At 64.0% G+C, this 21,618-nt stretch carries 22 protein-coding genes and 1 tRNA gene; 5 read left to right on the forward strand and 18 right to left on the reverse strand.

What is annotated here, in order from left to right; genetic code table 11:
* From uvrC to AC07X4_RS20660, 5 genes are all read right to left on the reverse strand, one after another.
* On the reverse strand, nucleotides 1-1,882 hold a 1,882-nt coding region (gene uvrC / locus AC07X4_RS20640; protein ID WP_494741148.1), incomplete at its 3' end, for an excinuclease ABC subunit UvrC.
* A 115-nt stretch (nucleotides 1,883-1,997) separates the two neighbouring features.
* Nucleotides 1,998-2,978, reverse strand: a complete 981-nt coding sequence (locus AC07X4_RS20645) for a Bug family tripartite tricarboxylate transporter substrate binding protein (RefSeq protein WP_494741149.1) — start codon at nucleotides 2,976-2,978, stop codon at nucleotides 1,998-2,000.
* A gap of 79 nt (nucleotides 2,979-3,057) precedes the next feature.
* The gene (locus tag AC07X4_RS20650; RefSeq protein ID WP_494741150.1) at nucleotides 3,058-4,038 is read right to left on the reverse strand and encodes a Bug family tripartite tricarboxylate transporter substrate binding protein; all 981 of its coding nucleotides are present in this window, start codon (nucleotides 4,036-4,038) and stop codon (nucleotides 3,058-3,060) included.
* Between the two features lie 46 nt (nucleotides 4,039-4,084).
* Nucleotides 4,085-5,065, reverse strand: coding sequence for a hydroxymethylglutaryl-CoA lyase (locus AC07X4_RS20655; RefSeq protein WP_494741151.1), 981 nt, complete (start codon nucleotides 5,063-5,065; stop codon nucleotides 4,085-4,087).
* Complete coding sequence (locus tag AC07X4_RS20660) at nucleotides 5,062-6,291, reverse strand: CaiB/BaiF CoA transferase family protein (protein WP_494741152.1); 1,230 nt, start codon at nucleotides 6,289-6,291, stop codon at nucleotides 5,062-5,064. Before AC07X4_RS20660 ends, AC07X4_RS20655 begins: the two co-directional genes overlap by 4 nt.
* A 148-nt stretch (nucleotides 6,292-6,439) precedes the next feature.
* Here AC07X4_RS20660 and AC07X4_RS20665 point away from each other — a divergent pair, with 148 nt between their 5' ends.
* From AC07X4_RS20665 to efp, 3 genes are all read left to right on the forward strand, one after another.
* A complete protein-coding gene (locus AC07X4_RS20665; protein ID WP_056064190.1) occupies nucleotides 6,440-7,336 on the forward strand; it encodes a LysR family transcriptional regulator in 897 nt (298 codons plus the stop codon).
* Nucleotides 7,333-8,475 carry an elongation factor P maturation arginine rhamnosyltransferase EarP gene (gene earP, locus AC07X4_RS20670; RefSeq protein ID WP_494741153.1) on the forward strand — a complete coding sequence of 381 codons (1,143 nt, stop codon included), beginning with the start codon at nucleotides 7,333-7,335 and terminating at the stop codon, nucleotides 8,473-8,475. Before AC07X4_RS20665 ends, earP begins: the two co-directional genes overlap by 4 nt.
* Nucleotides 8,476-8,615: 140 nt before the next feature.
* Nucleotides 8,616-9,170, forward strand: a complete 555-nt coding sequence (gene efp, locus AC07X4_RS20675) for an elongation factor P (RefSeq protein WP_008906801.1) — start codon at nucleotides 8,616-8,618, stop codon at nucleotides 9,168-9,170.
* 138 nt (nucleotides 9,171-9,308) lie between these two features.
* Here the strand turns inward: efp and rimO are convergent, their stop codons facing one another.
* The 5 genes from rimO to AC07X4_RS20700 all read right to left on the reverse strand — a co-directional run bounded on the left by rimO (nucleotide 9,309) and on the right by AC07X4_RS20700 (nucleotide 15,096).
* Entirely contained in the window at nucleotides 9,309-10,700 is a 1,392-nt protein-coding gene (gene rimO, locus AC07X4_RS20680; RefSeq protein ID WP_494741154.1) for a 30S ribosomal protein S12 methylthiotransferase RimO, read from the reverse strand.
* Nucleotides 10,701-10,879: 179 nt separating this feature from the next.
* The gene (phaR, locus tag AC07X4_RS20685) at nucleotides 10,880-11,440 is read right to left on the reverse strand and encodes a polyhydroxyalkanoate synthesis repressor PhaR (protein ID WP_056746647.1); all 561 of its coding nucleotides are present in this window, start codon (nucleotides 11,438-11,440) and stop codon (nucleotides 10,880-10,882) included.
* 284 nt (nucleotides 11,441-11,724) lie between these two features.
* Nucleotides 11,725-11,801, reverse strand: a tRNA-Val gene (locus AC07X4_RS20690).
* A 116-nt stretch (nucleotides 11,802-11,917) separates the two neighbouring features.
* Nucleotides 11,918-14,131: a RelA/SpoT family protein gene (locus AC07X4_RS20695; RefSeq protein ID WP_494741155.1), complete on the reverse strand. Its 2,214-nt coding sequence runs from the start codon at nucleotides 14,129-14,131 to the stop codon at nucleotides 11,918-11,920.
* Nucleotides 14,128-15,096, reverse strand: a complete 969-nt coding sequence (locus tag AC07X4_RS20700) for an alpha/beta fold hydrolase (RefSeq protein ID WP_494741156.1) — start codon at nucleotides 15,094-15,096, stop codon at nucleotides 14,128-14,130. The genes AC07X4_RS20695 and AC07X4_RS20700 overlap by 4 nt, the downstream gene beginning before the upstream one ends.
* 116 nt (nucleotides 15,097-15,212) lie before the next feature.
* Here AC07X4_RS20700 and AC07X4_RS20705 point away from each other — a divergent pair, with 116 nt between their 5' ends.
* Entirely contained in the window at nucleotides 15,213-15,995 is a 783-nt protein-coding gene (locus tag AC07X4_RS20705; protein WP_056064213.1) for a 3-hydroxybutyrate dehydrogenase, read from the forward strand.
* Nucleotides 15,996-16,111: 116 nt separating this feature from the next.
* On the opposite strand, the gene AC07X4_RS20710 is transcribed toward AC07X4_RS20705, so the two are convergent.
* Together AC07X4_RS20710 and AC07X4_RS20715 are read right to left on the reverse strand one after the other, a co-directional pair.
* On the reverse strand, nucleotides 16,112-16,825 hold the full coding sequence (locus AC07X4_RS20710) for an SIMPL domain-containing protein (protein ID WP_056065118.1): 714 nt from the start codon (nucleotides 16,823-16,825) through the stop codon (nucleotides 16,112-16,114).
* A 126-nt stretch (nucleotides 16,826-16,951) separates the two neighbouring features.
* Nucleotides 16,952-17,557, reverse strand: a complete 606-nt coding sequence (locus AC07X4_RS20715) for a recombinase family protein (protein ID WP_494741157.1) — start codon at nucleotides 17,555-17,557, stop codon at nucleotides 16,952-16,954.
* A gap of 102 nt (nucleotides 17,558-17,659) precedes the next feature.
* Between AC07X4_RS20715 and AC07X4_RS20720 the strand changes: the two genes are divergently transcribed.
* On the forward strand, nucleotides 17,660-17,872 hold the full coding sequence (locus tag AC07X4_RS20720; protein ID WP_296335850.1) for a hypothetical protein: 213 nt from the start codon (nucleotides 17,660-17,662) through the stop codon (nucleotides 17,870-17,872).
* Nucleotide 17,873: 1 nt separating this feature from the next.
* On the opposite strand, the gene AC07X4_RS20725 is transcribed toward AC07X4_RS20720, so the two are convergent.
* From AC07X4_RS20725 to AC07X4_RS20750, 6 genes are all read right to left on the reverse strand, one after another.
* Nucleotides 17,874-19,043, reverse strand: a complete 1,170-nt coding sequence (locus AC07X4_RS20725; protein ID WP_494741158.1) for a zonular occludens toxin domain-containing protein — start codon at nucleotides 19,041-19,043, stop codon at nucleotides 17,874-17,876.
* A gap of 26 nt (nucleotides 19,044-19,069) precedes the next feature.
* Nucleotides 19,070-19,285, reverse strand: coding sequence for a helix-turn-helix domain-containing protein (locus AC07X4_RS20730; protein ID WP_494741159.1), 216 nt, complete (start codon nucleotides 19,283-19,285; stop codon nucleotides 19,070-19,072).
* Entirely contained in the window at nucleotides 19,285-19,584 is a 300-nt protein-coding gene (locus AC07X4_RS20735) for a DUF2523 domain-containing protein (RefSeq protein ID WP_494741160.1), read from the reverse strand. Before AC07X4_RS20735 ends, AC07X4_RS20730 begins: the two co-directional genes overlap by 1 nt.
* 3 nt (nucleotides 19,585-19,587) lie before the next feature.
* Nucleotides 19,588-20,007 (reverse strand): virulence factor TspB C-terminal domain-related protein, encoded by a 420-nt coding sequence (locus tag AC07X4_RS20740; protein WP_494741161.1) that lies wholly within the window; start codon nucleotides 20,005-20,007, stop codon nucleotides 19,588-19,590.
* A 1,154-nt stretch (nucleotides 20,008-21,161) separates the two neighbouring features.
* The gene (locus AC07X4_RS20745) at nucleotides 21,162-21,374 is read right to left on the reverse strand and encodes a major capsid protein (protein WP_494741162.1); all 213 of its coding nucleotides are present in this window, start codon (nucleotides 21,372-21,374) and stop codon (nucleotides 21,162-21,164) included.
* Between the two features lies 1 nt (nucleotide 21,375).
* On the reverse strand, nucleotides 21,376-21,618 hold a 243-nt coding region (locus AC07X4_RS20750; RefSeq protein WP_494741163.1), incomplete at its 5' end, for a hypothetical protein.

Below are 21,618 nucleotides of genomic sequence, written 5' to 3' on the forward strand. Positions count from 1 at the left end.
CCCCCGCAATTTCTTCCAGTTGCCCGCCCCCCACGCGCACCTTGGCCCGTGCCGCGCGCATGCCGGTGATGGCAAAGCGGTGCGCCTCATCGCGGATCTGCGCCACCAGCATCAGCGCGGCCGAATCCTTGCCTAGGTAGACCTTGTCGCGCCCGTCGGCAAACACCAGCTCTTCCAGGCCCACCTTGCGGCCCTCGCCCTTCTCGACCCCCACGATGCGGGTCAGGTCCAGCCCCAGAGCAGTGAACACCTCGCGCGCCACGCCCACCTGGCCCTTGCCGCCGTCGATGAGCACTAGGTCAGGCAAACGCGCCTGGCCCTTGGGCCGGGCCGCTGCCTGCGCCTCGGGGGACTTTGCGTAGTCAATCCCGCCCTCCTCGCGCTGCGCCTCCACCACCTTGCTGTAACGGCGCGTGAGCACCTGGCGCATGGCGGCGTAGTCGTCGCCGCCGATGATGCCCTCGATCTTGTAGCGGCGGTATTCGCTGCTCTGCATCTTGTGGTGGTGGAACACCACACACGATGCCTGGGTAGATTCGCCCGCCGTGTGCGAGATGTCGAAACACTCGATGGTGAGCTGATCCAGGTCTTCGGGCGGCAAATCCAGCGCCTCAGCCAGGGCGCGGGTGCGGGCCTGCTGCGAGCCCTCTTCGGCCAACAGGCGGGCGAGTTGCAGGTCGGCGTTCTTCTGCGCCATATCCAGCCAGGCGCGGCGCTGTTCGCGGGGCTGGTGGATGGCGTTCACACGCAGGCCACTTTGTTCGGTCAGCGCATCGAGCAAGGCTTTTTCCACGGGCACGCTGGTCACCAGCAGCGGGGGCACGGGCACACCGATGTAGTGCTGGGCGATGAAGGCTTCGAGCACCAGCACCTCCACGGGCCGGGCAGGCGGCACTGGCGCGGCGCCCTCCCCTTCAACGCACTCGGCGGCGTCAGCCCCCTCACCGTCCTCCTCCGCATACACCGCCGCAGCGTCTTCGACATGCACGGGAAAGTACGGCCGGTCTCCCAGGTGGCGGCCACCGCGCACCATGGCGAGGTTCACGCAGGCACGACCGCCTTGCACGCGCACTGCCAGGATGTCCACATCCTTGTCATCCACCGTCTCGATGGACTGCTGGTGCAGCACGCGCGACAGCGCCTGGATCTGGTTGCGCACCTCGGCAGCCTGCTCAAACTCCAGCTTGTCCGAATGCGCCATCATCCGCGCCTCCAGCGCCTGCAGTAGCTCCTGCGTTTCGCCACGCAGCAGCGCCTCGGCGTGCTGCACGTCAGCCGCATAGGCCTCGGGCGAGATCAAGTCCACGCAGGGCCCGGTGCAGCGCTTGATCTGGTACAGCAGGCAGGGCCGCGTGCGGTTGGCAAACACCGTGTCTTCGCAGGTGCGCAGCCGGAACACCTTTTGCAGCAGCTGAATGGTTTCCTTCACCGCCCAGGCGCTGGGGTACGGGCCAAAGTAGCGGTGCTTCTTGTCCACCGCGCCCCGGTAGTAGGCCATGCGCGGAAACACCTGGCCCGGCGCATCGCTCCGCTTCTGGGCGCCCGGTGTGCCGGTGATCTTGAGGTAGGGATAGCTCTTGTCGTCGCGGAACAGGATGTTGAACTTGGGGTTCAACGTCTTGATGAGGTTGTTTTCCAGCAGCAGCGCCTCGGCCTCGGAGCGCACCACCGTGGTCTCCATGCGCACGATCTTGCTGACCATGTGGCCGATGCGGGTGCCGCCATGGTTCTTCTGGAAGTAGCTGGACACCCGGCGCTTGAGGTTGAGCGCCTTGCCCACGTATAGCAGCGCATCCTGCGCGTCGAAATAACGGTACACACCCGGCAACGCGGGCAGCGCAGCCACCTGCGCCAGGAGTTCTTCGGAATGCACATCAGACATGGCGCGTATTGTGGCCCCGTGCGCAGCCTGCCTTGTTCACTATCAAAAAATAGCTACCAGCGCATATTCAACCAGCGCTTGCAGCCATTTTGATCAAAAAATCACCGTACCCCGGTCACTCCGCCTCGATCTTCGAGGTCTTCACCACCTGCGCCCAGTTGGCCAGATCAGCCTTCACCTTGTCACCCAACTGCGCCGGGGTCTGGTAGTCGGCCGTGGCGCCCTGCTCCTGCGCCTTTTGCTGGAAGGCCGCGTTCTGCACCACGGTGCGGATGTCGGCCGTCAGCTTGTCCACCACGGCCTTGGGCACGGCGGCGGGGGCAAACACCGCAAACCATGAGGTGGCATCGACCTTGGGGTAGCCCGCCTCGGCCGTGGTGGGCACATCAGGCAGGCTGGGCAGGCGCTGCTTGCCCGTCACGGCCAGCACGCGCAGCTTGCCGCTGGCGATGTGGGGCATGAACGGTGGTGCAGTGCCAAAGGTCAGGTCCACCTGGCCGCCCAGCAGGTCCTGCAGCGCTGGGCCCGTGCCTTTGTAGGGCACGTGGACCATCTTGATGGCGCCTTGCTGCTCCAGCATGGCACCGGTCACGTGCTGCAGCGAGCCGTTGCCCGACGAGGCGTAGTTGAGCTTGCCGGGATTGGCCTTGGCGTAGGCGATCAGCTCGGGCAGCGTTTTCACCGGCAGGTCGGCACGCACCACGATGATCTGCGGGGCCGAGATCACGTTGGCCACGGGTTGGAAGTCACCCTGCTCCCACTGCTTTTGTTTGGTGATGTGGGGCGAGATGACGTGGTAGCCCGAGTACTGCATGAGCAGCGTGTAGCCATCGGCCTCGGCCCGCTTGACAGCGCTGGCCGCAATGTTGCCGTTGCCCCCGCCCTTGTTGTCTGCGATGACCGACTGGCCCAGCACCGGCGCCAGGGCCTGCGCGAGCATGCGGGCCGACAGGTCGGTGGTGCCGCCTGCGGCGGTGGGCACCACCAGGGTCACGTTCTTGGAGGGGTAGGCGCCCTGCGCCGCTGCGTGGCCGATAAAGCCCGTGGCCAGAGCGGCGAGGGCCAGGGTGGTGAACTGCTTGCGCGTGGTTTTCATGAAAGCGATGTCTCCGTTGTCGTTGTTGTGAAAGGTTTGAATCTCAAAAATGCAGCAGGGCTAGACAACTCCTGATGGCTCAATCCACCGTGGCGCCCGTGTCCTTGACGACGCGGCTCCACTTGGGCAGGTCGGACTGCACCAGCGCGGCCAGCTGCGCTGCCGTGCCCTTGAAGGGCTCGCAGCCCACGGTGGCCAGCTTGTCCACCACGTCCTTGTGCTCCAGCGCGCGCGCCACCTCGGCCTGCAGCTGCGCCACGATGGGCGCGGGCGTGCCAGCCGGGGCAAACAGCGCATACCAGGGCGCCTGGCCAAAGCCCTTGATCGTCTCGCCGATGGTGGGCGCATCGGGCAGCGCGGCCACACGCTTTTCATTGACCACACCCAGCACCTTGAGCTTGCCTGCCTTGATGAACGCAATGGCCGACGGCAGGCTTTGCACCGACAGCGGCACTTGCCCGCCCACCACGTCGGTGGCGGCTGCCGCCGAACCCTTGTACGGAATGTGCTGCAGCTGGATGCCCGCCGCCTTTTGCAGCATCTCGCCAATCAGGTGGTTCAGCGTGCCGTTGCCTGCAGAGGCAATCGCATATTTGCCCGGGTTGGCCTTGGCCAGGGCGACCATCTCGGCCACGGTGTTGGCCGGGAAGGACGGATGCGCCACCAGCACATAGCCCGCCGTGGCCACGGGCGCCACGGGTGCAAAGTCCTTCACTGGGTCAAAGCCCGGGTTCTTGTACAGCGCAGGGCCAATCACATGGGCGCTGTCGGCCGTCAGCAGCAGGGTGTAGCCATCGTTGCGCGCACGGGCCGTGGCGCCGGTGGCCAGCGTGCCGCCCGCGCCAGGGCGGTTGTCCACAATCACGCTCTGGCCCAGCTGCTCGCTGAGTTTTTGCGCCACCACGCGCGCAATGGCGTCGTTGGCGCCACCCGCAGCCTGGGGCACCACCACGGTGATGGGCTTGGAGGGGTATTTGTCCTGAGCGCCCGCTGCCAAAGCAGCGGAGCACAGCACGGCCGCCGTGAAAACGCGGCGGGACAGTGGGGCGGGGAAGGTCATGGCTTTTGTCTCCTGGTGTTATGTATGAATGCAGGCTCGCCCGCGCTCAGCGGGCCAGCGCTCTTTCACGGATCGCCTCGAAATCGGCAGGCACAGGGTGCAGCGCTAGGCGCGGACCCGCCTTGGCAATCTGGCTGGGGATATCGTGGCCGATCAACGCAGGCAGTTGCTGCGCCGCCGCCACCAGTTGTGCCAAGTCCACCCGGGTGTCATAGCCCATCAGCGCCAGCGCATGCACGATCTCTTCGCTGCACACATTGCCGCTGGCGCCCGGCGCATAGGGACAGCCGCCCAAACCGCCCAGCGAGGCATCGAACCGATCCGCACCTGCGCCAATGGCCGCCAGCACATTGGCCAGCCCCATGCCGCGCGTGTTGTGGAAATGCAGGGTGAACTCCACGCCCGGCCAGCGCGCGCGGGCTGCCGCGGTGAGCTGGTGCACCTGCGTGGGGTAGGCCATGCCCGTGGTATCGCACAGCGTGATGCCACGCGCGCCCAGGTCCACAAAGCGCTGCACCCAGCCGAACACATCGGCCTGGGCCACATCGCCCTCCATGGGGCAGCCGAACACGCAGGACAGCGACACATTCACCGCCACGTTGGCACCCTGCGCCAGGGCCACCACCTGCGCCAGCGCCGCGAACGACTGTTCCTGCGTCATGCGCAGGTTGGCCAGGTTGTGCGTGGCACTCACCGACATGACGAGGTTCAGCTCATCCGTGCGCGACTCGATGGCGCGCTCGGCGCCGCGCAGGTTGGGCACCAGGGCGGTGTAGACCGTGCCGGGGCGGCGCGTGATCTCGCGCATCACGATCTCGGCGTCTTTGAGCGCAGGGATGGCCGTGGGCGAGGTGAACGAAGTGACCTCGATCTTGGCCAGGCCCGCCGCCGACAGCGCATTGCACAGCGCGATCTTGTCGGCCGTGGGCACAAAGGCCTTTTCCATCTGCAGGCCGTCGCGCAAGCCGACTTCCTGCATATGGATGCGGCGGCCTGCGCCCTGCCACACCGTGTTGGATGCACTCATTGAATCACCCCCTTGCTGCGCAGCAGCGCAATCTGTTCGGCCGTGAGGCCTGCCTCGGCCAGCACCGCATCGGTGTCGTCGCCCAGGTGCGGCGCGCTGCTGCGGATGCTGCCCGGCGTGGCCGAGAGCTTGGGCACGATGCCGGGCACTTCCACGCTGTAGCCGTCGCGCGTCTGTTGCGTCAGCAGCATGTCGCGGGCGCGGTAGTGCGGGTCTTCGGCAATGTCTTTGGCGGTGTAGACCTTGCCCGCAGGCACGCGGGCAGCGCCCAATGCATCCAGCACCTGCTGCACAGTGCGCTGCGCGCTCCAGGCGCCAATCGCCGCGTCAATCTCTTCCACCCGCGCCACGCGGCCGGTGTTGTGGGCTAGGTCGGGTGCGGCGCCCAGGTCCGGCCGGCCGATGGCGTCCATCAGGCGCTTAAAGATGCTGTCGCCATTGCCCGCCACCAGCACCCAGCCGTCCTGGCAGGGGTAGGCATTGCTCGGTGCAATGCCCGGCAGCGCGCTGCCTGCGGCCTCGCGCACGGCGCCGAAGGCGCTGTATTCGGGGATCAGGCTTTCCATCACGTTGAACACCGCCTCGTGCAGCGCCACGTCAATCACCTGGCCCTGGCCGCCGTTGACCTTGCGGTGGTACAGCGCCGTGAGCACGCCGATGGTGCCGTGCAGCGCCGCCAGCGTGTCGCCAATCGACACACCGACGCGCACCGGCACGCGGCCGGGCTCGCCCGTCAGGTGGCGCAGGCCGCCCATGGCTTCGCCGATGGCACCAAAGCCTGGCAGGTCGCGGTAGGGCCCCGTCTGGCCGTAGCCAGAGATGCGCAGCATCACGAGGCCGGGGTTGAGTTGGTGCAGCTCCTCGGGCGACATGCCCCAGCCTTCCAGCGTGCCGGGGCGGAAGTTCTCGACCAGCACATCGGCTTCTGCAATCAGCTGGCGAGCGATGTCCTGCCCCTCCTTTTGCCGCAGGTCCAGCGCCACCGAGCGCTTGTTGCGCGACTGCACCTGCCACCAGACAGAAGTGCCTTCCTTGATCAGGCGCCAGTTGCGCAGCGGGTCGCCGCCCGACGCACCGGGTCGGCCCGGGTCCGCGGGGGCTTCGATCTTGATCACATCGGCGCCAAACTCGCCCAGCGTTTTGCCGCAGAAAGGCCCGGCAATGAGCTGGCCCATTTCGATGACGCGCACGCCTTGCAACGCGGCGGGGGAAGCAATGGAATCCATGGGTGGGGTTATCTCCTGCGGCCAGCCCCACGCCGGGGCGGCTCGGGGCGAATGATGCGCAGGGTGTGCGGGGCCGTAAATCGCTCAAGCAACAAGATGCCATCGCAAACCGGCATGGCAGCTGCGGCGCTTGCTACCATCTGCCCCCATGAAACTCGACCCCGTCTCCCTGCGCCTGTTTGTGGCCGTGATGGAAGAAAGCACCATCGCTGCCGCCGCCGCGCGCGAGCACCTGGCCGCCTCGGCCGTGAGCCGCCGCCTGGCCGACCTGGAAGACGCGTTGCACGTGGCCCTGTTCACCCGCAGCAACAAGGGCACTGAGCCCACCGCCGCTGCCTTTGCGCTGCTGAACCTGGCGCGCGGCGTACTGAATGACCTGGACGGCATTGCCACCCAGATGCGCGAATATGGCACCGGAGTGCGCGGCCACGTGCGCGTGGTGGCCAACATCTCGGCCATCACGCAGTTTTTGCCGGGGGAACTGCAGAGCTTTCTGGCACAACACCCGCAGGTGGATGTGCGGCTGCAGGAGCAGATCAGCAGCGCGATTGCGCATTCCGTGGCCGAGAACGCGGCCGACGTAGGCATCCTGAACGAAGGCCACTACGGCGAACGGGTGACGCTGCTGCCCTACCGCACCGACGAGCTGGTGCTGGTGGTACCCACCGGCCATGCGCTGGCGCGGCGCAAGTCGGTGCGGCTGGCAGACGCCCTGCCCTATGACTTTGTGGGCGCGCACCCCAACAGCGCCATCAACAACCAGCTCACCCGTGCATCCGCCGAGGCTGGCCTGCCGCTTCGACTGCGCATGCAGGTCACCAGCTACGACGCGCTGTGCCTCATGGTCAATGCCGGGCTGGGTGTGGGCGTGATGCCGCGCGGCAGTGCGCGGCTGTACCAGGGCGCGCTGCAGATCCGCACCGTCACCCTGAACGAGCCCTGGGCCCACCGCCGCCTGTCGCTGTGCGTGCGGTCGGAAGAATCTCTCTCCACCGTGGCCCGACTGCTGGTGGACCACTTGCGCACCCAGCCTGCCACACCATGACCCCCGACCGCCAGCCCCTGCAGTGGGATGTGTTCTGCCGCGTGATTGACAACTTTGGCGACATTGGCGTGTGCTGGCGTCTGGTGGCGCAGCTGGCCGCGCTGGGTCACCGCGTGCGCCTGTGGGTGGACGACGCTTCGGCGCTGCAATGGATGGCCCCTGGGGGCTGCCCCGGGGTGGAGGTGCGGCCCTGGGGCGCGCCGCCGCCGGGCCCCAACGAGCCGCCACCCGATGTGATGGTGGAGGCCTTCGGCTGCGATATTGCTCCTGAATTCATAGCATATAGCGCATACTCCACTAGCGCTTCTGGCCAAAATCGCTCGAAACCTGTCTGGATCAACCTGGAATACCTGTCTGCAGAGGCCTACGTCGCACGCACCCACCGCCTGCCGTCCCCCATCCTGTCCGGCCCGGCATCGGGGTGGACGCGCTGGTTTTTCTACCCCGGCTTCACCACCGGCACCGGCGGCCTCCTGCGCGAGCCCCATCTGATGGCGCGGCGCGAGGCTTTTGACCGCAGCGCCTGGCGCACGGAGCACCGGGCACTGTTTGGCAGGGGCGAAGAAGTACCGGGCAGCCGCTGGGTGTCGCTGTTCTGCTACGAGCCCCCGGCGCTGGCCCACCTGCTGCAACAGTGTGCGCTGCAACCCACCGAGCTGCTGGTCACGCCTGGCCGCCCGGCCGCTGCTGTGCGGGCGACACTGGCCGAGCCCTCCGGGAACCAAGGAGGTCCGCAAGCGCATGACCAGCGGGGACTTCTGTCCTTGTCCTACCTTCCCCACCGCCCCCAGCCAGCGTTTGATGAGATGCTGTGGGCCTGCGACTTCAATGCGGTGCGGGGCGAGGACTCGCTGGTGCGTGCGCTGTGGGCAGGTCAGGCCTTTGTCTGGCAGATCTACCCACAGCACGACAACGCCCACCACGACAAGCTCTGGGCCTTTCTGGACTGGCTGCAGGCCCCTGCGTCGCTGCGGCAGTTCCACGCCACCTGGAACGGGCTGGACGCCGCGCCGCTGCAATGGCCGGACGACAACACGCTGGCAGAGTGGACCGCCTGCACCCTGGCTGCCCGTGCGCGCCTGCTGACGCAGGACAACCTCGTCGCACAACTTTTGGGCTTTGTCGCCGAAAAACGGTAAAATCCGAGGCTTTGCGCAAATCAGGTGCGGCATGTCAGTGCCTGCTCCCCGCGCACTTTCGCCGCAGAACATGCACCGGCGCGCAAACCAGATGGTTTGCCAGCCCGCGCGTTGAGCGGCCCCAACCCAAGCAACTTGCTATGAAAATCGCTCAAGAAATCCGCGCCGGCAACGTCATCATGCACGGCAAGGACCCCATGGTGGTCCTGAAGACCGAATACGCCCGCGGCGGCCGCGGTGCAGCCACCGTGCGCATGAAGCTCAAGAGCCTGATCGGCAACTTCGGCACCGAAGTCGTGTTCAAGGCCGACGACAAGATCGACAACGTGATCCTGGACAAAAAGGAGTGCACCTACTCCTATTTTGCCGACCCCATGTACGTGTGCATGGACACCGAGTACAACCAGTACGAAGTGGAAGCCGAAAACATGGGCGACTCGCTGAACTACCTGGAAGACGGCATGACCGTGGAAGTGGTGTTCTATGACGGCAAGGCCATCTCGGTCGAACTGCCCACCAGCGTCGAGCGCGAAATCACCTGGACGGAACCCGCCGTCAAGGGCGACACCTCCGGCAAGGTCATGAAGCCTGCCAAGATCGCCACCGGCTTCGAAGTGCCCGTGCCCCTGTTCGTCAGCCAAGGCGACAAGATCGAAATCGACACCCGCACTGGCGAATACCGCAAGCGCGTCTAAGGGCGGCAAGGGCTCGCTGCCTTCTCTCCCTCACAGGAGATCCCCCAAAGAAAAAGGCTTCCCTCGGGAAGCCTTTTTTATGATTCAGAGCCAATGCGCTAGTGCTGCATGGGTCTAACGCTATGAATTAAATAGCAATCAGATAGGTTGCGCCACCAGGTCGTGTCCCTGCACGCCCACGATACGTGCCTTGGTGAACTCCCCCACCTTGAGCTGCTTGCTGATCTTCTCGGGCGGCAGCAGCTGTACGGTGCCGTCGATCTCGGGCGCATCCGCATAAGTGCGGCCCACCCCCCCTTTGCGGCCCAGGGCAGGGGCATGGTCCACCAGCACCTGCATGGTGGCACCCACCCGGCGCTGCAGTCTGGCGATCGAGACCTCTTCCGCCACCGCCATGAAGCGGGCACGGCGCTCTTCGCGCACTTCCATCGGCAGCATGCCGGGCAGCTCGTTGGCCGCAGCGCCATTCACATCGCTGTAGGCAAAGCAGCCCGCACGGTCAATCTGCGCCTCGCGCACGAAGTCGAGCAGGTGCTGGAACTCTTCCTCCGTCTCGCCCGGAAAGCCCGCAATGAAGGTGCTGCGGATGACCAGCTCGGGGCAGACTTCGCGCCAGCGCAGGATGCGCTCCAGGTTGCGCTCGCCGCTGGCGGGGCGCTTCATGCGCTTCAGAACGTCAGGGTGGCTGTGCTGGAAAGGCACATCCAGGTACGGCAGCACCTTGCCCGTGGCCATGAGCGGGATCACTTCGTCCACGCTGGGGTACGGGTACACATAGTGCAGGCGTACCCAGGCGCCGTAGGGCTCGGCAATCTCGCCCAGGGCCTGCACCAGTTCCAGCATGCGCGTCTTCACGGGCTTGCCGTCCCAGAAGCCGGTGCGGTACTTCACGTCCACGCCGTAGGCAGACGTATCCTGGCTGATCACCAGCAGCTCCTTCACGCCGCCTTCGAACAAGGCCTTGGCCTCGCTGAGCACATCGCCGATGGGTCGCGACACCAGGTCGCCGCGCATCGACGGGATGATGCAGAAGGTGCAGCGGTGGTTGCAGCCCTCGCTGATCTTGAGATAGGCGTAGTGCTTGGGCGTGAGCTTGATGCCCGCGATGCCGAAGCTGCCGGGCACCAGGTCCACGAACGGGTCGTGGGGCTTGGGCAGGTTCAGGTGGACGGCATCCATCACCTCTTGCGTGGCATGCGGCCCGGTCACGGCCAGCACGCTGGGGTGCATCTGGCGCACCATGTTGCCGCCATCGTCACCCGTGCGGGCGCCCAGGCAGCCGGTGACGATGACCTTGCCGTTCTCGGCCAGGGCTTCGCCAATGGTGTCCAGGCTTTCTTTCACGGCATCGTCAATGAAGCCGCAGGTGTTGACGATGACCAGGTCGGCGCCCTGGAAGGTCTTGGAGGTTTCGTAACCCTCGGCGCTCAACTGCGTGAGGATCAGCTCGGAATCGGTCAGCGCCTTGGGGCATCCCAGGCTGACGAATCCGACTTTGGGTGTTTTGGTGGGGGCAATTGCTTCGCTCATATCCCCGTATTGTCCCAGTTCCGGCGTTGAGCGGTCAGGATGGCCGATTCATCGCAAGGTTTGCCACCTGCCGCAACCTGCGCAACCGGTGCTGCACCAGCCCGCAGCCGCCATTCAAAGGCAGCACCACCGCTCTAGCGGCGCCGCCCGGGGGCAAGGCGCCGCAGGCGCCTCGGGGGCTATCTTTTCAGTCCAAATGCGCCCAGCATCTGCTCCGTCTGCTTTTGCATCTGCTCCTGCATCTGGGCCAGCATGGTCTGCGACTGCTCGACATAGTTGCCCATCATGCCCTTGAGCATGGGCGACTGCAGGCTCATGAACTGCGCCCACATCTCGGGCGTCACGCTTTGGGACTGCTCAGCCAGCTTGGTCTGCACGTCGGTAAAGGCCTGGACGTTCTTCTCCAGGTACGCGCCCATGAACCCCTGCATGGCATGGCCGTAGAACCGGATGATGTTGGCCAGCACCGCCTCGGTGAACATCGGGGCGCCGCCCGCCTCCTCTTCCAAAATGATCTGCAGCAGGATGCTGCGTGTGAGGTCTTCGCCCGTCTTGGCGTCGCGCACCACCACGTTCTGGTGGTCCATCACCAACTGGCGCACCTCGGCCAGGGTGATGTAGGTGGAGGTGTCTGTGTCGTACAGACGGCGGTTGGGGTACTTCTTGATGACGCGCTGGGTCGATTTGGACGCAGCGGTTTTCGGTTCGGACACAACGAACTCCTCGGGCTCAAAACCCATGTATTGCAGTGCAGCACATTCTAGGGAGACTGCTGCGCGACAGCGGCAAAGGAATACCCTGATGATGTCGGGCACCAATGTGTCGCGTGGGCGACTGATGCTTGAGGCGCCGTATGCCGTGCAGCCTTTTACGTACAACGCCCCAGCAACAGCCCTTGGCGGGGGAAGAAAGAAGCAGAAACAAAAAAGCCACCTTGCGGTGGCTTGCTCTGTGAACACCAAGGGCGGTGTTGTTGCCAAGTTTTTTTATGGATCTGAAAGCTGGTTTCTTTCAGCGAAAAACTTGGTAGGCGCGATTGGACTCGAACCAACGACCCCCACCATGTCAAGGTGGTGCTCTAACCAGCTGAGCTACGCGCCTGTCGTTATCAAGACCACGATTATAGCCATAAAAATCGCCCCCTCGGGCACGGCACGCTACAAATCACACAACGCGCGGGAAGCGGGCTCACAGGCAAGGCCCGCGCGCGTCTCACCTCAACGACGGCGGGCAGAACGAACGCCTGGCACCCCAGCCACGATGCCGAGCACCTTGTTCAGGCGGCCTGAGTCGGACACTTCTACCGTGAACGTCATCCACGCCGTGCCTTTGACGGACTGGGTCTGCACACCGATCACATTGGTTTTTTCGCGGGCAAACACTTCCGAGATGTCGCGCAGCAGGCCCTGGCGGTCGGCGGCCTCCACCGCGACGTCCACCGGGTACACCGCCGTGGATGCCGATGGCTTGGGCACGCCCCACTCCACCTCGATCACACGCTCGGCATTGCGTGCCGCCATCTCGCGGAAGTTGCTGCAATCGGCACGGTGCACGCTCACTCCCTTGCCGCGCGTGACAAAGCCACGGATGGTGTCCGGCGGTGCGGGCTTGCAGCACTTGGCCAGTTGCGTCATCAACGAGTCGATGCCCACCACCAGCACACCGCCCTTGGGGGCCGCATCGTTGGTGCGTGTTTTCTTGAGCAGCAGGTAGTCGTCGGGCTGCAGCACGGGCTCGGGCGGACGCAGCACCGTTTCGATGTTGCGCAGCGAAAACTCGTCCTTGCCCACCACTTCAAACAGTGCATCGGCCGACTTGAAGCCCAGCTGCACCGCTAGGTCATCGAGCTTGACGGCCGTCTTGCCCTCACGCTGCAGCAGCTTCTCGACCGCCTCACGCCCCCGGGCGATGGTCTCGTGCGTGGCCTGGGCGTTGAACCAGGCGCGCACCTTGGCCTTGGCGCGGTTGCTGGTGAGATAGCCCAGCTCGGCATTGAGCCAGTCGCGCGAGGGGCGCCCTTCCTTGACGGTGGAGATTTCCACCGTCTGCCCGTTCTGCAGCGGCGTGTTGAGCGGCACCATCACCCCATCGACCTTGGCGCCCCGGCAGCGGTGGCCCAGGCTGGTGTGCACGGAGTAGGCAAAGTCCACCGGGGTGGCGCCCTGGGGCAACTCCACCACGGCCGCATCGGGGGTCAGCACGTAGATGCGGTCTTCAAACAGGCCCCGGTTGGGCAACGCGCCCGCGAGGTCTCGCTCCCACGCCAGCAGCTGGCGCAGCACGGCGATCTTAGCGTCGTACTCTCCGGTGGCCGACACACCCGCATAGCCTTTGGCACCGGCCTCCTTGTAGGCCCAGTGCGCTGCCACACCGTGCTCGGCGTGTTCGTGCATGGCCTGGGTGCGGATCTGGATCTCGATGGGCTTGCCGTTGTCGTCCCGCACGATGGTGTGCAGCGACTGGTAGCCGTTGGGCTTGGGCTTAGCGATGTAGTCGTCAAACTCCTCCACGATGGGCTTGAACTGCTCGTGCACCCAGCTCAGGGCCGCGTAGCAGTCCTTCACCGTGGGCACCACCACGCGCAGCGCGCGGATGTCGAACACCTGGTCGAAGTTGAGTGACTTGCCGCGCATCTTCTTGACGATGCTGTAGATGTGCTTGGGGCGGCCTGCCACGGTGGCGCTGATGCTGCGGGCGCGCAAATCGGATTCGAGCCGCGCGCGCAGCTGCTCCATGTACACCTCACGCTCGCCACGCTTTTCGTCGAGCAGGCGGGCTACTTCCTTGTAGGTGTCGGGCTCCAGAAAGCGGAAGGACAGGTCCTCCAACTCCCACTTCACCTGCCAGATGCCCAGCCGGTTGGCCAGCGGCGCAAACACCTGCAACGACTCGCGCGCCAGGCTGGGCGACACGGGGCGCTTGCTGGCCGCGTGAAAACGCAGCGTCTGCAAGCGCGAGGCCAGCCGCAGCATCACCACACGCAGGTCGCGCGAGAAGGCCAGCAGCATCTTGCGCACGTTCTCTGTCTGCACGGCCGGGTCGTCCAGCGGCGCGGCCGCGCGGGCCTGTTGCTGCACGCGCATCAGCTTGGTGGTCTCCACCGCCAGCGCGGCAAAGTTGGCACCAAACGCCTTGGCAATGACTTCCTCGGGTTTGTTCAGGTGGATGCAGGCATGCACCAGATAGCTGGCCGCCTGCATGGCTTCAGAGCCACCAATGCCCTTGAGGATGGCGGCCACCGCATCGGCGTGGGCCAGCGTGTTCTCGCCGGAGTCGAGCGTTTCGCCCGCCATCAGCGGTTCGGCAAACGCGCGCGCACGCGCCAGTGCGTTCACCTGCTCCGGCAGGGTGTGCGCCGTGGCGGCGATGAGCTGAGGGACGGCGTCGGTCTGGGGGGTGAGAGACGCTGGCGCAGGGGAGTTGGTTTTCATCCGGCCACAGCACCTTCTGCCGCCAGCAGGAATTCCGCGACTGCGGCGACCTGATCGGGCGCCACCAGCGTGGGCGCGTGGCCCACGCCTTCAAACTCCACCACACGGGCATGGGGCCCGCGCTGCGCCATGGCCTGCGCCGTCTCGCGCGAGAGCAGGTCGGACTGCGCACCGCGCAACAGCAACGTCTGGGCCGTGATGTGGTCATACAGCTGCCACAGCGCCGCCTCGCCCGCCACTGCAGCCTCCTGCGTCAGCGTTTTGAAAGGCACGGCAATCGCCGGGTCATAGTGCAGCGCCAAGCCGCCTCCGGCGGACTGCGGCAGCTCACGCACCATGGCACGCGACAGCTCCAGCCACTGGGCCGGCGTGTGGGGGCCAAAGCTGGTGGAGATGGCCCACATTGCATCGGCCGCCTGCTGCAGCGATGCAAACCGCGCGGGCTGCCCCAGATACTGTCCGATGCGCTGCAGCGCCTGCCACTGGATGACAGGCCCCACATCGTTCAGCACCAGCCGGCGCACAGGCACCGGCAAGGGCAGAGCGGGCTGGCCGGTGATGCCCATGCCGATGAGCCCGCCCATGCTCGTGCCCACCCAGTCCAGCGTGCTTATGGGGGCTTGCTGGTGCAACTGCGCCAGCAATGCCAGCATGTCCGCCGCGTATTGGGGAATCTGGTAGCCCATGGGGTCGGCCAGCCAGTCGCTGCGCCCCCGGCCCACCACGTCGGTGCAGATCACCCGCGCATGCTGGCTCAGCACGCGGGCCAAGGTATCAAAATCGCGCCCCTGGCGCGACAGGCCGTGCACGCAGACGATGACGTGCGGGTGCGCCGGGTTGCCGGTGGCGTTCCACTCCCAATACGCCATGCGGTGCTGCTGTGCGGGAGCGGGTGCGCGGTCTGGAGTCTCCGGCGAGGCCGCGGGGCCTGGGCACAGTACGTAGTTCAGCGTAGGTTCAATCATGGGTGCGAAATCCGGGGGCAGCGCTCGATAATGCTGTGGTCGTTGGCACCCATCGCTTGCCCCTGAGTGCCGACTTTTTCTTGTCGTCGCATCGTAATTCATTCGGAGAGACTCCCATGCTGAAAGGCAAAACTGCCCTCGTCACCGGCTCCACCAGCGGCATTGGTCTTGGCATCGCCAAGGCCCTGGCGCGCCAGGGTGCCAACATCGTGCTCAACGGCTTTGGCGATGTGGATGGCCCCCGCGCCGAGGTGCTGGCAGCTGGCGAGGCTGCGGGCGCCCAGGTGGCTTACCACGGCGCAGACATGAGCCGTGTGGCCGACATCGAAGACATGATGAAGTACAGCGCCAGCCAGTTTGGCCGCGTGGACATCCTGATCAACAACGCAGGCATCCAGCACGTGGCCAATGTGGAGAACTTTCCCGTCGAACGCTGGGACTCCATCATCGCCATCAACCTGACCAGTGCCTTCCACACCTCGCGCCTGGCCCTGCCCGCGATGAAGAGCGCCAACTGGGGCCGCATCATCAATGTGGCGTCGGTGCACGGCCTGGTGGGATCGGCCCAGAAGTCCGCCTATGTGGCCGCCAAGCACGGCATCGTGGGCCTGACCAAGGTCACCGCGCTGGAGAACGCCACCACTGGCGTGACCTGCAACGCCATCTGCCCCGGCTGGGTGCTGACGCCACTGGTGCAAAAACAGGTGGACGCCAAGGCCGCCGAACACGGCATCTCCAATGAAGAAGCCAAGAAGCTGCTGCTGGGCGAGAAGGAGCCTTCGATGCAGTTCACCACGCCCGAGGAGTTGGGCGAGCTGGCCGTGTTCTTCTGCTCCCCCGCCGCCAACAACGTGCGTGGCGTGGCGTGGAACATGGACGGCGGCTGGGCTGCTCAGTAAGCCGGCGCCAAGCAATCGCTCTGCTTTTGATAGCTGCCAGCGCTTATTGCACTAGCGCTTGCAGCCGTTTTTATTTCAAACAGGGCACACCCTGCGACTCAGGGGGCTCAGAGGCCTCAGCGCATCTGCACCGAGCCCGACACGTTCACCGTGACCTGGGCCTTGCCCGCTTCCACCGGCACGGCTGAGTCCGAGAACGACGCCGCCTTGGCCTCGGCGGCCATCATGCGGGGCCGGGGGCCGGGCGACATTTCATTGCTGTTCACCGCCACCTCGCGCAGGCTGTAGTTCGCGAATCCAAAGCCCTTGGCCAGTTCGGCCGCACGGGCCTTGAACTGCTCGATGGCCTGGGTCTGGGCCTCGGACTCCACCTTGGCGCGGGCCTCGCGCGACAGGCCAAACGCCACCTGGCTGATCGCCAAGGTCTGAATCTTGCCGGCGGTGGCCGTGATGCGCGCGAAGTCACGGCCCTCCAGCACCAACTCTGCCCGGCCCTGCCAGCCGTTGATCTTGCCGTCCTTGCCATAGCGGGGGTACAGCCCGAACGGACCGGTGCGCACGTCCAGCTGGCCTGGCTGCGCATTGCGCTTGGCCTCGGTCAGTGCAGCATCCAGCGCCTGCTTGAGTTGGGTTTGCACGGTAGCGGCATCGGCGGCCTCTTTGCTGGTGGCAAGGTTGAGCACCAGCAGGTCTTGCTGCACCTCCACCGTGCCCGTGGCCGACAGCTGCACCACATTGCGCAGCTCAGGGGCCGGTGCATTTTGGGCAAAAGCGGCGCTTGCGCAGGCGATCAATGCACTGGCAGCTATCAATTTGGTAGTGTTTTTCATCATCACACGGTCCTTGTCATTGGTGCACGCCCCGGTTGCCAGGGGTGCGGGGCACCACCTTAACCGCAGTGCGCTACGCCCTTGACAAAGCCATGTCGCACGAGGTGCGAAGCTGGGCAAAACTTGTCACATTTGGTTAACGGCTTCAAACACTGGCCGCGACTTGTACACGCGACGAGGCACACCTCTTGAATCCTCATAGGCCCGGCGAACAGTTGCCCTGCTGACACCGACGCGCCTAGATATCTCTGACCAGGTCAAACCAGCATCAACCATCCGAACGATCACCGGGTAACGATCAGGCTGCAAAAGCCTTGGACGACCAAAACGGACACCAGCCCGCATAGCCGAAACCTGACCGGCAAAAACACGCTCACGAATCAATGAGCGCTCAAGCTGAGCAAAAGCGCCGAGGTTATGAAAAAGATACTCACCGACAGGCGTAGACGTATCGATAGGCTCAGACAAAGAGCGCAAGCTGACACCCTTCTTTGAAAGCAGCTCAGCGAAATCTAGAAGATCGCGCAACGACCTAGCAATACGGTCCATCTTCCAGAAAACAAGCACATCACCTTTTGACAGTGTTTCAAAGCAGGCACGAAGCACCGGCCTATCACCGACCGCGCTAGCCTTCTCTTCAAACACCAGCTCTACACCAGCACGCCGCAAAGCATCAAGCTGCAGCCTTGTTTCTTGCTCTTTAGTTGACACACGCGCATAGCCAACAAGCATTCAACCTCCTTTGTTTTGGACCGGGAACGAAAGGCCAAAACTTAACGGCAATACACTGGTGGCAATCCGTTGAAAAGACGCCCCAGCGCGGTTTCTAGCGACATGAAACAAATCCCTTACTTCACCTACTACGCACTGATAGCACTGTCATGCATGGGCCTGATTCAAGCGGCTTATCTGCTGTTCTTTGCCGACAAGGAAGAGAAGAACGGGGGACCATCTCCATTCAGCCGCCCAGAAGCACCAGAGGGTTACCGGTGGGTGCTGATGCTTGAGGAAGAAGCCGACGCGCGCGAACAATCGCGGCGCGGCTGAATCACTGCAGGCTTGATCGCACCTGAGCATTACGTGCAGCAAGGCCCTGCAGGTATTGGCTTTGCGGCTGCTCAGAGCGAGCGGCAGGCATGGGAACAGGGACCGTGCGGGCTGGGTCCAGCTGGGCCACTTGCTGGGGCTGTGGCAGGCCTTCGCGCTGCTGACGGTAGTCGCCCCTATCCCTTGGACTGAATTCGCCACGCTGGGCCGTTTTCCAGTCCATGAAGAAGCCCTGTTGCACGATCTGGACGCAGACAGCACCGGACACCTGCAGCAATGTGGCCTGCTGGGTGTAGCACTTGCAGGTTTTGCCCATCTGGACGCAGGCCGCAGGGTATGGAGCTTCTGTAGGTTTGGTCACATCGTCGTAGGCTGGCGCTGTGTGCGGGAAGTCTTTGAGGCGGGCCGTGCGGGCGTCCACGTACTCTGCAGCGGTCATGACCTGGCTGACCTGGCGGGCGTTTTGACCTGGCGCACCTGGCGCGCTTGTGCCTGGCACAGAGTCTGCGGGCTTTGCCTGCTTTGTGGCGTTGCTGTACACGCCGGTGATTGCAAAGTACATCGCGGAGGGAACAGCGATAGCGCACGCAGCGAGGACGAACACGGCCCGAGGGATTTTCTTTTTCCCGGTGTGGAGGCTGGCCGAGCGATACCAGCTGTAGACCTCCTTGGGATAGGCCACCATCGAAACTTCGCCGCGAGCGCCTGCACCGGGCTCTTCGCACTTCATGTCTGGTGCAGAGAAGCGCAGGACGCTGACCACATCGGCACCGAAGGCGCGTTTTAGGTGGCGGTGCCATGACGGCTTATCGATGAGACGACGCACAAACACGTCGATCAGCGACGGGTGCGGGCAGATCATCCAGAAGTCGAAACCACGCTTGCGGCGGAACTGGGCGATAGCCTGGATGTAGTCCGGGACCTCCGAGCCAGAGCGACGCAATGGGAACTCGTTCTGGCACTCGTCCATGATGCAGATGGAACCATCGGGCAGGCTTTGCCAGTCCTTAGGGTCGAACTTCTGCCAGCCAAATTCCGCTGCCTTGGCCTCGTCCATTTCGAAGCCGTGGTAATAGACCGGGCGGTTCTCTTTGAGCTGCTGCGCGCGTACGTCTTTGAGGGTCAGCAGCGTCTTGCCTGCGCCGTTCGCGCCTGTAGTGAGGTAAATCATGTCGTGGGCCTACGTGGCGGTTTTCATTAAAGGAACAAACCGAGCGAGCGCTCTACGCCACGAACGGTGGTGCGGTCCCGGCAATCACCGGCCTCGACACGCTGGTATGTGCGCAGGGGCACACGACAGAAAGCCGCCGCCTGAACCTGCGTTAAACCATGCTGCATTCGAATGCGCTTAACCGCAGTGAACGCAGTCTTTTTGTAGGGGCCGCGCTGGGCCTGCGTGGCGGTTTTAACCATCACTTCAACACCCACTTCTTAAAGCTATCACCGCTGATGCCGTTGATGATGGCGCGGGCCGCGATGGCGCTGGTGATGATGCTGATGCAGACGCCGACTTTCATAAAGGCAATCAGCGAGAGCATGTCGGCAGGCAGGCCACCGAGAGCGGAGATTGCGCCGGACTTCATCCAGTCGAGGGATGTGGACACGCCGGTATACGTGACTACACCGATGCCCAGGGCGATCAGGATACGACCGGCGAGCGTGCCTACGAGGTTGATCAACATGCCGCCGATGGCAGCAACAAACATTGGCATGGGTTACCCCCTTGTGACGATGCGGGCGGCCATGAGCATCGAGACAGCGACCAGGATGTTCCCGAGCATGGCGAGGTATTGGCAGAGGCTGGACAGCGGCAGGGTGACGGCCTGATTCCAGACGGTGATGTTCAAGTCACCGAAGCAAGAGCCGCCGCCGAGGGCGTCTGATGTGTCAATGCGGCCCGAGAGGCTTATGGTTTCGTTACCGGGCAAATCAGAAGTGCGGTTGCCCTCCTTGCCCTTGTTGGCAGCGTAGAGCTGAGACTCAGCGCTTTCCTTGTCCATGAGCTGACAGGAACGGCGGTACTGATCGCGAGCTATGGCGCACTGGATGGCGTCGCCGTCGCAGGTCACTGCGTCACATTGACCACCGAACGTAGAGGGGTCCTTATCGTCGGGGTCCTTGTCTTCGGGCGGCATCAATGGGACGCACTCAGAGCCAACCTTGACATAGCCGTTAGGACACTTACCGTCATTGTCCGGTGGCTGCTTTGGCGGGTCCTTCGGATAGCAGCCACCGTTTGATTTATAGGTGCCGTCAGGGCACTTTCCATCAGGGCCTGGAGGCGTTGGATTGTTGCCGGGTCCACCCGGCTGACCACCGGGTTTGTCACCGGGCTTCGGGTCATTTGGACCGGGAGGCTTAGTGCCCTTGTCGGGGTCCCCTTCGGGCTTATCGGGGTCGACTGGAGTCGGTTTCCCAGGCTCAGAAGGACCACAGGTACCGCCTGTATAGACGCCGTAACCACCCATGTACGTAGTGCGACCGCCAGAGGTTGCAATGACGCTGGGCGTAACGCTCATAGTGCAGTAACTACCGTCCTGGCTGTTGTAGAGACAGGTAGCACTGGTGGAAGGGGATGTGACCTCATACCACTGGTCAGACACTGTACCCTTCGATGGGCATTTGCTGGGCACGCACTTGCCATTGACGCGGGTTTGGCCAGTAGGGCAAGGAGGCTCAGGAACACACACGCCATTGACGCGGGTTTCGTTCGGATTGCATGCGTCAGGGACACAGGCACCGCCCTCTTCATGCTGGCCAACAGGGCAGGCAGGGACCTTGCATTCGCCGCCAACTTCGACCAACGGGGAAAGGCACTGACAAGTGCCACCGGACAAAGCAGCACCTATTGGACAGGCGGAACCAGCAGCCGTAGGGCTCTGCACATACGTGTTGTAGGTACCCTGATCGTTGCAATAGGAGCCAACTTTGTAGAGGTCAAATTGCTGCGCAGTGACGTTTCGAGCCTGCCATGTCGCAGCCTTATCCAAAGAGCCGCCGCCGCATGCAAATTTAGGGTCATAGGCTTGCCACCATGCGACCAAGCCGCTGACAGTATCGACACGACCCAAGCTGTCGCGATACTGGACAACGGGCGTGATGACTGCGGATGCCTGCAACGAGACGAACGCAAGTACAAAGGCAAGTATCAGGCGGTGAAGATGAACCATGCTGCACCGAGGATTGCGAGGATGACGAAGAGGCCCATTTGTTTGCACCTTGGAGAAGCCCACCACGTGAGCTTTTGCAAGGCCCCTGCCGGCCGGTCAGGGAGCGCTTGGGGCGTGGCTTAGGACAGAGCCTTACGCACCCACTTGAAGGCCTTGATGCCCACGTACAGCAGCAGCACTGCAGCACCGATGGCGGCGACGGGCGCAGCCTGGGCGGCAATGTCAGTGGTGACGGCTGCAACGTCGATTGCGGCAGCATTGGCCTGCGCAGCGGCGAGCATCACGGCAGCGACAAGAGCGGTGCGACGGGTATGCATGGAGATGAAGTTCATATCAGTTTTCCTCATTGGTGATTGATGAATTGCCGTCGATGTTCAGGGCGCGTATAGCCATGCGGAAGGCATAGCCAACGGCCCAGATCGCGAGGACGGCGCCCGCGATGGCTGCTCCTTCCTCTGCTGTGAGCTGCAGAGGCGGGAGGCTTAATTCGTGCACCACAGTGACCGTGCAGGCGGTGGCGCATTCGATGACTGTTGGGTCAGCCACGTGGCATGGCCCGAAGAATTGCCTGCTGGC

This window comes from Acidovorax sp. GW460-11-11-14-LB4 (assembly GCF_059423685.1).